The 15,953-nt window shown below is 46.6% G+C and carries 13 protein-coding genes; 4 read left to right on the forward strand and 9 right to left on the reverse strand.

Going from position 1 to position 15,953, the window contains the following annotated elements; genetic code table 11:
- Positions 1–52 precede the first annotated feature (52 nt).
- From AC5LIL_RS03050 to AC5LIL_RS03090, 9 genes are all read right to left on the reverse strand, one after another.
- Entirely contained in the window at positions 53–733 is a 681-nt protein-coding gene (locus AC5LIL_RS03050) for a DUF4956 domain-containing protein (protein ID WP_214816736.1), read from the reverse strand.
- 13 nt (positions 734–746) lie between these two features.
- Positions 747–1,445: a polyphosphate polymerase domain-containing protein gene (locus AC5LIL_RS03055; protein WP_214784430.1), complete on the reverse strand. Its 699-nt coding sequence runs from the start codon at positions 1,443–1,445 to the stop codon at positions 747–749.
- Positions 1,442–3,169: a CotH kinase family protein gene (locus tag AC5LIL_RS03060; protein ID WP_499824850.1), complete on the reverse strand. Its 1,728-nt coding sequence runs from the start codon at positions 3,167–3,169 to the stop codon at positions 1,442–1,444. The genes AC5LIL_RS03055 and AC5LIL_RS03060 overlap by 4 nt, the downstream gene beginning before the upstream one ends.
- Before the next feature lie 15 nt (positions 3,170–3,184).
- Positions 3,185–4,621: an exopolysaccharide Pel transporter PelG gene (gene pelG, locus AC5LIL_RS03065; RefSeq protein ID WP_427372314.1), complete on the reverse strand. Its 1,437-nt coding sequence runs from the start codon at positions 4,619–4,621 to the stop codon at positions 3,185–3,187.
- Entirely contained in the window at positions 4,584–6,023 is a 1,440-nt protein-coding gene (gene pelF / locus AC5LIL_RS03070) for a GT4 family glycosyltransferase PelF (RefSeq protein ID WP_499824851.1), read from the reverse strand. The genes pelG and pelF overlap by 38 nt, the downstream gene beginning before the upstream one ends.
- The gene (locus AC5LIL_RS03075) at positions 6,023–7,657 is read right to left on the reverse strand and encodes a DUF2194 domain-containing protein (protein WP_499824852.1); all 1,635 of its coding nucleotides are present in this window, start codon (positions 7,655–7,657) and stop codon (positions 6,023–6,025) included. Before AC5LIL_RS03075 ends, pelF begins: the two co-directional genes overlap by 1 nt.
- Positions 7,658–7,667: 10 nt before the next feature.
- Positions 7,668–8,537 (reverse strand): hypothetical protein, encoded by an 870-nt coding sequence (locus tag AC5LIL_RS03080; RefSeq protein WP_499824853.1) that lies wholly within the window; start codon positions 8,535–8,537, stop codon positions 7,668–7,670.
- Positions 8,527–10,650 carry an NAD-dependent epimerase/dehydratase family protein gene (locus tag AC5LIL_RS03085; protein ID WP_499824854.1) on the reverse strand — a complete coding sequence of 708 codons (2,124 nt, stop codon included), beginning with the start codon at positions 10,648–10,650 and terminating at the stop codon, positions 8,527–8,529. Before AC5LIL_RS03085 ends, AC5LIL_RS03080 begins: the two co-directional genes overlap by 11 nt.
- A gap of 228 nt (positions 10,651–10,878) precedes the next feature.
- Positions 10,879–11,526: an acetyltransferase gene (locus AC5LIL_RS03090; protein ID WP_499824855.1), complete on the reverse strand. Its 648-nt coding sequence runs from the start codon at positions 11,524–11,526 to the stop codon at positions 10,879–10,881.
- 227 nt (positions 11,527–11,753) lie between these two features.
- On the opposite strand from AC5LIL_RS03090, the gene AC5LIL_RS03095 reads away from it, so the two are divergent.
- The 4 genes from AC5LIL_RS03095 (at position 11,754) to AC5LIL_RS03110 (ending at position 15,936) form a co-directional block, all read left to right on the forward strand.
- Complete coding sequence (locus AC5LIL_RS03095; RefSeq protein WP_499824856.1) at positions 11,754–12,599, forward strand: HpcH/HpaI aldolase family protein; 846 nt, start codon at positions 11,754–11,756, stop codon at positions 12,597–12,599.
- Entirely contained in the window at positions 12,596–13,507 is a 912-nt protein-coding gene (locus AC5LIL_RS03100; RefSeq protein WP_499824857.1) for an NAD(P)-dependent oxidoreductase, read from the forward strand. Before AC5LIL_RS03095 ends, AC5LIL_RS03100 begins: the two co-directional genes overlap by 4 nt.
- A 208-nt stretch (positions 13,508–13,715) precedes the next feature.
- Complete coding sequence (locus AC5LIL_RS03105; RefSeq protein ID WP_499824858.1) at positions 13,716–14,768, forward strand: glycosyltransferase family 2 protein; 1,053 nt, start codon at positions 13,716–13,718, stop codon at positions 14,766–14,768.
- Positions 14,769–14,781: 13 nt separating this feature from the next.
- Positions 14,782–15,936, forward strand: a complete 1,155-nt coding sequence (locus AC5LIL_RS03110; protein WP_499824859.1) for a glycosyltransferase family 4 protein — start codon at positions 14,782–14,784, stop codon at positions 15,934–15,936.
- Positions 15,937–15,953 lie beyond the last annotated feature (17 nt).

The raw sequence follows: 15,953 nt of genomic DNA on the forward strand, positions 1-15,953 counted from the left end.
TTTCGCTTTTTTGCATACGAAAAGGACCGATTGTTGAATCGGTCCCGTGGTCTTACACAGCATAATCCCCATTGTATTGAACAAGCGAAACATCTCGCACTTCCTCGATGTCATTCAATCGGTTCATAAAGGCCGTGTTGTCGATTTTCAAGCGGACTTCAGCCGTCAGTTCGACGACGTCTTTCCGAACAATCTTCGACTTGAGCGTGTAGTCGAGTTGCTGGAGCTCTCGTCGTACTTCATCGTTCCCGTCCTCATAGTAATGGATGACAAGAAGATAAAGCGTATCCGTATGTTTTTTACGAGCCAGGCTGACGATGACGGCTCCGATGACGGCGGCGCCGAATAATGTCAGGAAGTAGAGCCCGGCACCACTCGAAATCCCGGCAGCGATCGCCCAAAACATGAACACGACGTCGAGCGGGTCTTTGATCGCCGTCCGGAAGCGGACGATACTGAGCGCCCCGACCATCCCGAGCGAGAGGACGACGTTCGTCGAAATCGTCATGATGACGAGCGACGTGATCATCGTCATAACGAGGAGGGTCGCGTTGAAGCTCGGGCTATACAGGACGCCGCGATAGGTAATTTTATAGATGAAGTAGATGAAGCTCCCCGCTAGGAAAGCCGTGAGCAGTCCGAGCATGACGTCGATGATTGACAAGTTGCCGAAGCTGAACTCGTTTAAAAAGCTATTTTTGATAATGTCATTAAAGTTTACGGTTGTGTCCATAGGCTCTCACTTTCTAGAATCCGTGATATTGAATGCTCGCCATCCGACAGTGCACATATTTCGAGATGGCAGAACGCTGATGGGTATGAAGTTGTAACACTTGCCGGATATAGTCCGGTAAAAACTCGTCATATTTCACTTCGAGAATCGTCTTTGGATAATCAAGGACTTCTTCGGAGACCGGGTTTGGTTCGAACAGGTCGACACTGTTCGTGACGAAACTCAGTTCTTTGTCAAACGTCACTCGGACGTTGCCGAGGCTGCCGACATACGCCTCGCGTACGTAATCGACGATGACCCGCGGGCGCATGATCGTCCCTGTGAGATACGAATAAAACTCATGGTAGAGCGGTTCGGTCTTCTCGAGCAAGAAGTCATACTCCCAATCTAAAATCTGTTCGTATTCCTCGCGCGTGATGGCGACGGACGACTTGAGAATGTACTCCCCTTGACGGCTCTTCTTCTCGAGTCGAATGACAGTATCCGAATAGTTATACGTCCGGATGCGGAACTTTTTCCGACGGAAGATGCCGCTGTTTTTTTGAATCAAGTCATGGTCGTAGACGTTGTCGAAGTAGAGACTTCGAATCAAGTAGCCGTCACGAGAGACGGAATGCTCATCTTGTTTCAAAATCGTGGCGATACGCTCACGAAGCGTATGATAGTCTTGTTCGTTGATAAAATATTTTAATTCATGTCGGAATCGTTTCATGATGCTTCTCCTGGTATGACGATTTGTTGGACGCCCCAATAGAGCTTGCGGTCGTTGTCGCGATAATAATCGAACGGGATTTGCGTGTTGCCCGATTCATCCTTAACGGTGACGCGCCAATAGTAGCGACCTGGCGCGAGAGCCGGCATCGAATAAGAGAACGTCGTCAAGTTTGTTTGTTCTTTGAGTAAGGTTGTAAAGTCAGGCGAGGTGCTCAATTCGAAGTGATACGTCAACTCCTCGTTCTGAAGGTCGTATGACGCATCCCAGCGGAACACATCTTGTTTTCCGTCGCGACCGTACTGCAGGAAGATTGGCATCGGATTTTCGAGCGACCGTTCAAAGTCTGTCGCGTATTTCGCCGTGATGCCTTCTAATCTCTTATAATTTGCTTCATAGGAAGACACCTCGATCTTCAAGAAACGTAAATCCGGTTCGCTCGTTACAAGTGGCGAGACGACGGGATAAAAGCCATCGATCAATTGTTTCGTTCTGGTCGGATTGATCACCTCTTGAAGTTCCGTCATCTTCGTTTGGAGCGCTTTGACGTTCTCCGGGTCTTTTAAGTAACGACGATGGAGAAGCGTTCCCCAGTAGCGCTGAATCCCTTGTTGCCAACTCGGCATGGCGTCGGTACGTTCCGTGTCCCGACCGAGCGCCTTGTCGAAGTCCCACGGCATGAAGTACCACTTCTCCGAGTTGAGCGGGCTATACAGGTAATAGTTGGTCGACATCGTGTCATAGTTCCCGAACAAGATGTTCGTCCCGAGCCAGGTCAGGTAGTTGTCTTCATCAAAGTACTTGTCGAACACTTGATCGAACGGTTTCGACAAGTCGTTCAAGTCGTCGAGCATCGTCAACAGTTCGTCATGATTGTCGGACCCATTGATCTTCAATACCGATTCGAACGCTTTTTTGTCATAGTTCGGGTCATCGCTCGGCAAGAGTTTGTCGGGATAACGGAAGAACTCGAAGTTCTCGGCTTTATACAAATGACCATCCGGATTGAGCCCGCGTGCGGCGAGTGCTTCTTCGTTCAATTGTTCGACGTGGGTATAGAGACCGTAATCTTCGAACGTGTCTGCTTTCTCTGGATTGGTCATATCTCGGACGTGTAGCTGTACAAAGTTTGTCCGTAGACTGGAGATATCATCTAACTGTTCATAGTACGCGAATGCGAGTCGGTTCCGGACACGGGTGCGGTCGTCGGCATGTTTGTTCAAGTTGAGGACGCTTTGACCGTACCAAAGACCCGCGTTGTCTTGGAGGCGAATCTTATAAGATTTTTGCGGTTCGAGGCGGCTCGACCGGCCTCGCAGTTGGATTGTCGCATTCACTTCCTGTTCATCGAACAATTGAATGCCATCTGGTCCTTTCGCGTCCCCGGTCTCGAAATGGACATATAGCTTCGGACCGCTCTCGAGGTTGCTGTACTGTTTGTATGACTCGTTCAAGTCATACAATGTCAAGTCATTTTCGGGAACGGTGCGTTGGTCGAAGATGGTGACATACACATGCTCGAGCTTGTTCCCGTCATGCTTGTCATAGACACGCTTATCTTCTTTGAATGTCGCATCGAGTGTAGCGACGTCGTTTGTCGTCTCTGTACGTTCTGTCGATGTAACTGCTGATTCAGGTGCTTTTAATAAGGCCTGTATCCCTAACAAAAGGAAGAAGAGAATGATGAGGCCAATCATCACTCTCGGGTAAGGCAAACGCTTCATACATATAAACTCCTTCTAAGACAGACTTCCAATGCGTCGTAAAAACATCTCCGTTTTTGTCGTCACTTCTTGATAGACGATCGGCTGCGAGCAGAACGTCGTATAGTCGATATCGTTCAAGCTCCGGATAAGTAATCGTGCTCCCCACATAAAGGCAAGAATGGCAGAGAGGAACATGCCGACGCCATATAAATCGAACAACAAGACGAGGGCGAGCGTCACGAGGAAACTCGTGACCGCATAAAATCCTGTCAGCTGTATGGCGGCGCGTCGCTCGTCGAAATACAGTAGAATCAAGAAAATCGTGATGACGAGACTCAAGAACCAGCTACCGAGTACGACGATGATAAAGATGTCGATTTGATTTTGCGTCATGCCGAGGAATGGCAATAAACGGACACCGAGGAACAAAAAGATGAACGTGACGAGCATCTGGACTTGGGCCATGAATAAGAGCTCCGAGCCGAGGACGCGGAACATCTCACGTTTGGCGGTCTGGATGTCTTGGAACGGATACCCGTTCAAAATCCGACCGTAATATTTCTTATAAGACGTATAAAACGTCGTCTCGAGCGTCACCATGAACAAGACGAGCGAGGGAAGGACGCTCAAGTAGGCGTAGAAGACGGGTGTGTCGTAATACGGCGCCATCAAGTACGTCTCGCCGACGATAATCGCCCGGTCACTGAACCAGGTGGCGAGGTTATGGCCATACAATCCGAAGTAGTAGGCCGTTCCAATCAAGAAAAGGAGCGGATACTTCTCGAGATATACTAAAAAGTAGAAGTAGTTGCGGTTATTCACTTGGAAATAATGATGGATGTCGCGGAACAATCGAATCAAAATGACAAAGAAGCCGAGATTTAGTCCGATGAACACCGAGGTCGCCGTCGGATGGCCGAGCGGGGACGTCAACAACCAAATGAAGAATGCCGCGACCAACGTCCCGAGGACATAACTCGTGACGATTTTTTTATAGTCTTTTAAGGCGGACACGTACATCGATAAAATCCAGATGACAGATAGCTGCGTGAAATACAGATACGTCACGAGCTTATAGCTGAACGGGAGGGGCGACCTCATATAAAACAACACAGAGATGACCAGACCGATCACGACGATCAGACTGATGAGTCCGTAGAGCGAGGACAAGACGTTTTCCTCTTTTTCTAAGAAGGTCTGATCCGCCACGAACCGTGAAATCGTAAATAAAAATCCACCCGTCAACAGTTGCGAGAAGATGAACGTGTACTGGACGGCCGCCATGTAGATGTTCACTTCGCTCGCCCCGACGTTCAAGTAGAGCAACCATTCACGCGATGCGGTGATCAGCAAAATGGAGAGAAACATCGGACCGACCGCCGTGATGGCCGAATAGCCGTACGCACGGAGCTGTCCGAAAAATCCTGATTTGTCATACAGTCGTTTCAATTGAAATCCGATTCCGGCCATGACGTTCTCCTTTCTCATAATAAGTACGATACGCGTCAATCATCATCGGTAACGTATAAAGATTCGCGACGCGTGTGCGTCCATTCTTCCCATACGTCTGTCGTACGTCAGGCTGTTCGATCAATTTGATGATCTCATGCGCCAACAGATGAAAATGCATGACGGGGACGACGCTGCCGGCTTTGCCGAAGCGGTCGTTCGGGCCTTCTAGCAGTTCACGGCAAGCCCCGACATCGGTCGAGACGAACGGGATTTCCATAGCGAGCCCTTCGAGGATGACGAGCGGTTGTCCCTCACTGATGCTCGAGAGGACGAGGATGTCTAAAAACGACAAATAATCTTGAACGTTGGCAGGTCCCGTGAAATGAACATGTTTGAGTCCGAGCATGTCGACGAGCTCGAGGCATTCCTCGTAATACTCCTCGTCTTCATCTAACGGTCCGATGAGATAAAACTGGGCTTCCACGAACTTCTCTTGGACGATGGCGAACGCTTGGAGCATCGTCTTGACGTCTTTGATCGGGACGACCCGAAGGATGGCACCAATGTGTACGCCAGGACGTGTCGCACGGCTTTCGGGTGAAAAACGTGTCACATCGATGCCGTTCGGGACGAGGAACGTCTTCTCCGACGGGCAACCGAGCTCCAGTTGAATCTCTCGGTTCCCTTCGAACAACGTACTGACGTCATCGGCATAGCCGTAAGCGCAGTAGGAGAGACTATAGAAATAATCAATCCATACATCTTTAAAGTAACCTTTGATCCAGGAGGCTTTGATAATCTCTTCTTCACGTTCCCGTGTGTAAATCCCGTGCTCCGTTAAGAGTAACGGCTTGCCGTACTGATATTTTGCGAGGGCGCCGAGTACGCCCGCATAGCCGGTCGAGACGCTATGATAGGCGTCCGCTTCCGGTACTTTATGGTCGATACAGACGAACAACGGTAACAGCATCGAGCGGAGCGCCCAAAACATATCGGTGAACGGCACTTGGACGAACCGTTTCTCACAAAGCGTGCTGACGATATCGAAGAAATCTTTACTGCCAAGGAAGTTCATGACCGAATCGATGCGGCCGCTCGTAAAGAATTGGAACAACACGTCCCAGTCCGTCTGGCGCTCCGACATGAGGGACAGGAAGGCGAGACGTTCCGCGTCCGTCAGATTGTATCGTTTTCCGCTGACGATTTTCTGATCCATATAATCGCCGAGGTGAATCTCGTGCAGTTCGACCAAGTTCTCAGGAATGTGATATTTCGGTTTACTTCCTTTCACTTCTTTTGCAGAGATGGAGTAGACGATGAACTCATGTTCGGGCATCTCGGTGATGAGCGACTGAATCCAGCTCGATACACCACCCGTCACGTGAGGATACGCGCCTTCTGAAATCAAGCAAATCTTCATCATTTCGCCTCCAATCGGATTGAGAAGGATAATGCTTCGGTTTTGACGAGATATAAGTCAGGACCGATTCGTTCGACTTCACACTGGTCCACATCTTCAATCCCTTGTGAAGATTGAAGATAAAAGTACGTCTCGCTAGCTGCTTCGTCCAACGTGTAGGTATACAAGTTTTCTGACTGACTGACATACACGTGACCTTCAAAAAAGTGATGGTTTTGAGCAACGTCCGATGCTTTCATCGAGCGAATCCACGGAACGTCATGACGTTGTTCATCTAAGACAGATTGAAAGGCTGTGACCAACGCTTCGCCTTCTGTTTGCGACGTGATTTCTTGAGGGGAGAGCGTCATCGAGACACTCCCACTTGTTACGAGCTCGTTGAAGAGCGTCCAAGACGTCCAGTCCGGGTCCGAAAAGTCGAGCGGGGTCGATGGCAGTTTTACGACCGCATCCGTTTTTATTGGAAAACTGGCCGTCCCAATCTCTGTCGTATGATCATCAAATACGCCTTGAGCTGTCTCTCCATCAGTCGTATAAGACGATTTAATTGTGAGACCTGGTAACGCGTAATCAAACTGTGTTTTCGTTGCGCGAATCTCTTCTGAAGAGGAACCTGAGACAGCGATTTCTCCGCCGGATCGTAGTGTCTCTCGTCCATACAGCGCTAAGTCTTCCGAATATGCAGAGGTTGCCGGTGTCGGATTCAACGAAGGACTCGTCGTGGCGAGGACATAGTTCAACCCGTATTTGGCGCCGAGGCGTTGTACGTCAGCCCAAAGCACGTTCCGGAAATAGTCACGGTCGGTCATCGATTTGGCGACAAGTCGTTCGTTCGAAGCTAAAAATGGGAAACCTTGAAGCGTTGTGACTTCTGCATTCAAAATCGGTCGCAGCATAGGTTCACCTTGTGCGAGACCGACAAATAGAAGTGCCTGTTGATTGAATTCAGAGAGCATCGTGCCATTGAATACGATAAATCGGCCTGCCCCATAGGTTTTTGACCACAGTAAAGGCAAGTCTTGTGAGGACGTGGCGAGTAAGTTGGCCTCTGGGTCAATCCGTAAGGCGAGTGACGAGTTCAATAGACGTTCTGACTCAAATGACTTGGCGGCTTTCTCTTCGAAAAAGGGAGAGGTCAATCGAACTCCAGTCGTCTCGACAAATGATCCGATTTCGATGATGCCGATCTGGCGATACATCTCCATCAGTCGATCACTCGGCGACGGACGTGTGGCAAACAAGACGGTCCCGCCCTTTTCGACATAATCGAGAAGAATATGTCGGTCTTTTAAACGGTCGAGATGTTCCGTCGCGATGATGACCGTCTTCTCATCCGTCAAAGACGTCAGTTGTTCAATGTTCTTGAGAGTGCTTTGTTTACCAATCGAACGAAAACGTTCCTGGAGACGCTCCGCAAGCTGTTCATCCTTCGTACTGCTCAATATTAAATAGGAATCGAGCATCCCATCTGCACGAGAGATGGATTGTGATTGGATTGATGTCGGATTACTCTCTGAGAACTGTGGGAACTTTAAGACAACATCTGAACGAATTAGGATGAAGATGAAACCGAAAAGCGCAATAAAGCCACCGATTAAATACATCCCTTTTTGAATCTTAAATGTATATTTCATAAAAAATCCCCTATATCCAAAATCGTAATTGTTGGAGTCCCTCTGGTGAGAGACGAATGTCGGATGCGCGAAGCGCATCGACCATATGATGCACTTGTTTGACGTTCTTCATTACATAATGAACGTGCATCGCCTCGAAGTAGGCTTGTTCACGACGTGGGTACTGTCTCAAAAAGAGTTCGCTCGCTGCGAGCGCCTGGTCATACTCTTCTAAAGAAAGTGCAACCCGGATTCGTTCGGCATGGTAGTCGGGATTGATCATCCCTCCCAGTTCAATCAAGGTGGTTAACGCATGTAAGTAGGAATACGTATATTTCACTTGTGTGCGTCGATCTAAAAATTCCATATCAATCATCTGTTTCAGAATATTTAAGTAGTCGATCATGACACTTAAGTCGTTCGGACGTTCTGCTAGCTCCCGTTCCACGTGTCGAAGCTGTTTGGATAACAACGATTTTGCCTGTTGCAGCGCGGTTGCCGCATAATGCGACGTCTCGTTATCCTCACTCTTGAGCGCTGCTGCGAGGAGCGGGGCTTGTTGAAGAAAGTCATTTTTTAACACGTTCATCAGCGTCTTCCGCTTCACTTGGTTGGAGTTGAGGATGAGCGCATCCTGTAGGGAAATCATATTCGTCTCATTCAACAAATCTGGTCGTTGAAGCGACACATCTTCATACGTCTCTTTTCGAAGTAACCAATCTGGCAGTTCGGCATCTTTATGCTTCGAGCGTTGCAAATAATAAAGGATTCCCCAACTGAAAAAAGGGAGCGCCAACAACAAGAAGAAGCTTGGCATGATGTCTTCGCGTCGCTTCACGAACAAAAGAAGCAAGACGAGTAAAGACACGCCATAATGAAACAGCAAAAGGTTAATCCACATAGGTGACGTCCTCCACGACTTCGGCACGAATCGCCTTACGTGCGAGACGTTCGATGACGATTTGTGACTCTTCTTTCGTTGCGTTCGACAGGATGGCATACAAACAATCATCCGTTCGGAATCCTAAATAGTCGGTCGTCCGTAGCGTCGTATCTGTGCTCTGAATTACGGATTCATTGCTGTCTTCTGCGATGAGCAGGAGCGTATACGGGATATTTAATTCCTGTTGTGCCTGTTCTTTTTGAGTGAGGATGCGCTCAAAGTACTCTTGTTTTAATGCGTTCGTGTTGCCGACATAGCGATCAGATTGAATCGCATGAATGTATCCAAGCGAGCGATCGAGTGAAGAGTTGATGAGGCGGATCATGACATCAATCAAATTGCGGTAAGACAAGGTCAAATTCTGGAATGGTACTTCGTAACATAGGACAACGGCCACTACTTCTCCTTGACGAATGAGTGGGGCACCGAATAAAGGCTCACCAGGCGTTAGCGATGTATTGAAAATAATATCGGAAGAAGTGACCACTTCATGAATCACCGTCTGTTCTAAGATTTCTAACGAGTTACGTGGTGCGAAAGTAGAATCAGCAGATTTTGCCGCAAGTCGGGCGAAAGATGACTGATTGACCATGTAAATCGCAAAATGTTTCGCTTTCAATGTCTTCTCCAAAACAGAAATCGATCCAACGAACAGTCCTTCCGGTTCCAAACTGTCGAGGGCACGCGTCGCTTCATACACACTTCCGATACTCTCTTCTGAGTGAAGAATCTGTTGCTGTAACTGATTTTTGATGGTGAGCGTTTCTTCATAGATTTCGCTCAAGAACGTATGCCGTTCGGTCGTTGCAGCCAACTCGTCTTTTAAAAATTGAATTTCGATATTTCTACGTTCCATCACATAGCTGACGACGAGACCAATCAATAAGTACATCGTGAACGTGGCCAAAATCGAGTTGTCCACAAAGAGAGACAAGACGTTTCGACCAATCGATGCACTTTCGTAGAGGTGGACCCCGACAGCAAGCAAGGAAGCGATGAGTGATTGGGACTTACCGAACAACAGTGCTGCTAAGAGGACATAAATGAACCAATAGTCCGGCGTATCCACAATCGGTGTCAGTAAAAGAGAGCCGATGAAGAACAGAAAGAACAAGGTGAGGTTCTCTAGCGTTCGTAGGATCGGATGGCTGAGTACGTTCTTAAATCGACGTTCTTTTGAAATTGGGTGAGGCGATGTGGATGACGATTGTTGTGCATAATAACTTTTCGTTATGTGCAGCCCTTCTTCCAAACCGAATCGAGGCACCCAGTCCAAATCTGTCTTCAATTTACGGTTGTCGAGGTTGGGCTGGTGTTTCGGTACATGTTGATTCGCAAGTGGTGGTTGGATCCCTAGGTGCGCGCAGACTGATTCAATCGAAGTCGATTCACCCGAAGTTAGATGATACAGTCCCGATAATTCACTGATGACGCCACGATATACGGCTTCCACTACATCTCCGATAAAGATGAAATCAGTTTGACTGTCATGCGATAAAGGAAGGGGGAGATGCTCCGGATCGGTCGTCGACATGAGGTCGTGAATCCATCGACTCTTGAGACTGACGTGTTGCTTCGGTCCATACACGGACGATAAACGGAAAACTAATGTGGAGAGTGTAGAGTGATTGCCCCAGTGCAGGCAGTACTCCTCGCCGTGTCGCTCATTTAATGCAGAAGGCGAGCGTGGAACGGGAGACGCTGTCTCAGGTATGTCTGTTTCGACATCGAATTCAAACCCATCACTTGATGAAAAGGAGACAAACTGTTTGACTCCATATTTTTCAGATAAAGACAACAGGTTGAATAAACCATCTGTCGTTGGATGTGAGTGCTCTTCGGTTGAACTGTTCGCGCAATGGATGACGACATCAAACGCATACGTTTTGAAAAATGTCTCACATTTACGGTCGGCCACGTCTGCCGATAAGTGGCGATGTTTGAAGTCGATTGTATCTTTTGAGCTAGATATGAGATTGTCGAGAATATGTATACGATGTCCTTCTTTGAAGAATCGCTCGGCAATCGAACTGCCTAAAAAACCATAGCCCCCTGTAATGAGAATGTTCATGGGCAATCTCCTTCGTGAAATAGTTTTATAAAAAAATAAAAATATGTATGAAATATTATAATATAAGGACATTTTGATTTACCTAAATTCGAACGATTTTCCCTATTATTTTGTCGCTTTTGGTCGAAAATTTTATGTTTTATAACAAATGTGACAAAACACGACAAAAGATATATGTGAATAATAAAAAGTTCCAACCGATTGATAGATGACGGTTGGAACTTTTTTCTATAAATATCTTTCTTGAATGTCACGTTTCCGTGTTACTTTTGCCGGTGTTCCGAACGCGATGACTTGGCTCGGTAGATTGGAAACGACGGTCGCGCCGGCGCCGACAACGGTATCGGACCCGATGTGAATATTATGGATGACTGTCGCGCCCATCCCGATGAAAGAACGTTCGCCAAGACGAACATTTCCACCAAGATGAGCACCAGGTGCAACGGATGAAAATGGAGCGAGGAGACAATCATGATCGACAGAAGACATCGTGTTGACGACGCTGTGTGCTTCGAGTCGCGTGTTCGGGTTGACGACACTTCCCGCCATCACAGCGACACCTGGACCAATGGTTACATTTTTACCGATGATGGCGCTAGGATGAACGGCGGATATGAATTCAAAGTTTGGCATTTTCTCGTTTATTCGCTTCGCAATCGAGGCACGTTGATCATTATCACCGATGCCAATAATCCCCTGTCGAATGACAGTACTTGCACCAATCCTACCGAGTATGGGGTAACCATAAATGAATTTCCCGACTAATTCGGGATGGTCGTCATATATTCCAGCTATTTTGTAAATCCCCGTTAATTCCAAGATATCGATTAGTACTTGTGCGTGACCGCCTGCCCCGAAAACAACAACCCATTCCATTTGGAAGTCACCCCTTTGCCGAAACTTGTCGAAAGATTTTGTCTGTAATGACATTATTGCCGATTCTCTTGATTTCAAACAAAACGGAAAAGAAGTTTCGAGCATGATTTCTGTACGATAGTCAGAAGCCATGTACGTTGCAAAAAGATGCTATTCTTTTCTGTTTCATTGTTTTTGGTGATGGCTAATTTCAAATCGTAGTGATTTTTTTAAAGGGGGATGTGACAATGTCCTTGGCATTCATGTATATCACCAATCAGCCAGAAGTAGCACTTTTGGCCGAACAGAATGGAGTCGACTTAATTTTTATAGATTTAGAGCTGAACGGAAAATCAGAACGACAGGGACATCTCGACACGGTCATTTCAAGACATTCGATGCACGATGTCAGTCGCATCCGTTCCGTCTTGAAGCATGCGATGTTGCTCGTCCGCATCAATCCGATTCATGCAGGGTCACGTTTCGAAATAAACGAAGCGATTTTTCGTGGTGCGGACATGTTGATGTTGCCGTACTATAAGACAGTAGCTGAAGTGGAGATATTTATCGAAATGGTCGGGGGGCGCGTCAAAGTTTGTCTTCTCTGTGAGACGAAAGAAGCGGTCGCGTGCATGCCGGACGTATTACGTTTACACGGAATCGATTCGATTCATATCGGACTGAACGATCTTCATTTGAGTTATGGTCAGACGTTTCTATTTGAACCGCTCACGAATGGACTCGTCGAAGCGATTGTCACGCAAATCCGTGTTGCTGGTATTCCGTATGGCTTCGGTGGGATCGCCCGAATCGGAGAGGGGCGGGTGCCTGCCGAGCGAATCATTCCAGAGCATGTCCGCCTCGGTTCGTCGTGCGTCATTTTGTCTCGGAGCTTCTGTCATATCGGAAATGCGACAAAAGTGTCGTCACAGCAGGCTCAAACGTTCCGAGAAGGGGTATGGAGAATTAGGGCATATGAGCAACAACTCGAAACGATGCCTGTGGAGTGGTTTGAACAAAATCGTCTACGGCTCGTCGACGAGGTTCAAGCCATCATATCAGAAATACAACAACAGAAAGGAATGTTGTCATGAACGTATGGGTGACAGGGATGCGTCTATCCCTCGACCAACAAGCACGACTTGAACAGTTAGGCCACAACGTCACCGTTCTTGAAAAAGAGTCAGACATTCAAGAACGAGATATATCTGAAGTGGAGGTGCTCGTCTGCCAAAACGTGTTTGCATATCGGGCGCTTGAAGATTTTCCTCGATTGCAGGTCGTTCAAGCAGTGAGTGCCGGCCTTGACCGTTTACCTGTTCAAGCCTTAAAAGAAAGAGGCATCCGCGTCTATAACGCCGGCGATACATATGCCGTGCCGATGGCGGAATGGGTCGTCTGGCAATTGCTCGACTTTATGAAACATGGGGCTGCGTTTCGGGAGAAGCAACAAAACCGACAATGGGAAAAAGAACGGCGGCTACTTGAACTGACGGGCAAGACGGTCACGCTACTCGGTGTCGGCAACGTCAGTGAGGCGATCGCCAAACGACTGCGCGCATTTGATATGCATCTGATTGGTGTCGGGCACCGTGAAAAAGACGTACCGTTTGTCGATCGTTATGTGTTATTGGATGAACTCCATGATGTGTTGAAAGAGAGTGACGTCGTCATTTTGGCGTTACCGCTCAAGGACGAGACGTATCATCTCATCGATCGGGATGCGCTCGCGGCGATGAAAGAAGATGCAATCCTCATCAATGTGGCACGCGGGGCGATCATCGACGAGGATGCACTCGTCGAGACGCTCCAAGAAGGAAAATTCTTCGGCGTCGCGCTCGACGTGTTCGAAACGGAGCCGATTCAACCGAGTCATCCATTGTATGAGTTCGCGTGGGTGAGTCTCACGCCACACAACTCCTACGTATCGGATCAGGTGAACAACCGACTCTTCCAGAACGTGCTCGCAAATCTACAGAATGAACAACCATCTAACACGTGACGACGAACAGACCGAAACTTTCGGTCTGTTTTTTGTTGTGCCGCTTCAAAAGGAGCCCTTATGATAATTCACTAAAAAATTATACGCTACTCATTTCAATTCGTATTTATGGAAAATGTTGAATGGGAAGAATGAGATATAACATAGTTTGTGAATGTTTTTTTCTACATGACAACTAGAATTTACAACTTAGAGGAGTGAAGAGTAGATGGTGCATTCAATGCCACTTGTTAGTGTGGTTGTTCCAGTTTATAACGCAGAACGATACATTCGGCAATGTATCGACAGTTTAATCAACCAAACTTACCCACATCTCGAAATCATTTGTATCAACGATGGTAGTAACGATCGTAGTTTAGATATCCTGATGGAATACGATGATAAGCGGCTACGGATTATGGATCAAACCAATCGTGGTTGTGCGTTTAGCCGGACTCGCGGTCTAAAGTCTGGAGCAGGTGAGTACTTCATGTTTATTGACAGTGATGACTGGATTGAATTAGAAGCGATTCAGACACTTGTCGAATATGCAGAACGGGAGCGTGCTGACGCTGTGATGGGAACTTACGTTCGTGAGTATGGTGAACGTTCTTTACCAAAACAGATTTTTAACGCTGACTATTTATCCTACGACAAAGAAGAAACAAGACAATTCGTACATCGTCGCTTGTTCGGATTAATCGGGGAGGAATTGGCACACCCAGAAAATGTAGATGCACTTAATTCGAATTGTTTTACTTTATATCATCGTGATTTAATCAAACATTTGAAATTTGGGAACGGTCCGTATGGAACATTTAGCGATTTATACTTTCAAATCGAAGCATTAGAACATTGTGAACGCTTCGTTTATATTGACTATCCTCTTTATCATTATCGAAAAACAGATCAACAGTCCATGTCAAGTGCATATAAACGAGACTTGATTGCATCTCGTGTTCACTTCTTTCATATTTTAATGAATTATATTGAAGTTCATCAACTCGGTGAAGAGTACAAAGAAGCATTAAATAACCGAATTGCCTTAAGCATGATTGGGATTGGAATTAATGAAATGGCTTCTTCCAAGTCACTGCGTCTAAAAGCAAACACGCTGAAAGACGTTCTTCGTCGAGAAGAGTATAAAAAAGCGTATGCCCATATGGATTTACATTATTTTGATTTGAAATGGCGAACGTTCTTTGAATTTTGTAAACGAGAAAGAACGATTCCTCTCGTTTTCATGTTGCGCGGCGTCAACTATTTGAGAAAACGCGTATGAGGAGGGGAATGGGATGAAACGAGTTCTAATGGTGGCTTCTGTCGTATCCATGATTGAAAGTTTCAATCGTGACAATATTCGTATACTTCAAGAGATGGGCTATGACGTGGACGTTGCCACGAACTTTGAATGGGGGAGCATGTACTCCGAAGATAAGATTGCAAACATCAAAAAGAATTTGCAACAACAAGGTGTTCGGCTATTTCAAATTGATTTCGAACGTGACATTAAAAAAATGAATGCGCACGTTCGAGCTTACCAACAGCTAAAAGAGGTTATGACGTTCACATCGTATCATTTCATTCACTGTCACTCTCCGATCGGTGGCGTGATTGGACGCCTCGTCGCAAGACAAACTCACACACCTTGTATGTACACTGCGCATGGTTTTCACTTCTTTAAGGGAAGCCCCTCATTAAATTGGATGTTATATTATCCGGTCGAACGAACACTTGCACGTATGACGGATACGCTCGTTACCATTAATGAAGAAGATTACTCACGAGCCAAAACATTTAAAACCTCACAAACATTTCGGATTCCTGGCATTGGAGTGGATACAAAGCGCATTGAAGAAACCGTGATTGATCGTCCGAAGAAACGACAAGAGTTGGGAGGATTTGAAGAATCAGATTTTGTTTTATTATCGGTCGGTGAACTAAATGAGAACAAAAACCACGAGACCATTATTCGGGCGATTGCAACGCTCCAAGAACCGACGTTACATTATATGATTGCTGGAACAGGAGAGAATCGGAAGCGGATCGAGGAGATTATTAGAGAATTGAATCTAACCAATCACGTTCATTTGCTAGGATTTCGAGAAGATGTTTTTGAGGTGATGAAAGCCTCTGACTGCTTCGTTTTCCCTTCAAAGCGAGAGGGATTGGGTATGGCGGCGTTGGAAGCAATGGCGGCAGGGTTACCGTTAATCACATCAAATGTGCATGGAATCAATGATTACTCAATCGAAGGCGTCACGGGTTATAAGTGTGCCCCGAATGATGTGACTGGATTTGCCCGAGCGATTCGTACGATGCAACTTGATTTTCAACTCTCTCGAAAAATGGGACTTCATAATAGTGAATTGGTCAAATCGTTTGATATCAATCAATCACAGTCTGAAATGCGTCGGATTTATCAAAAATTCAATTCACCACCTGCATAACAAAAGGAGGAAGCGTC

This window comes from Exiguobacterium sp. RM11 (assembly GCF_059821525.1).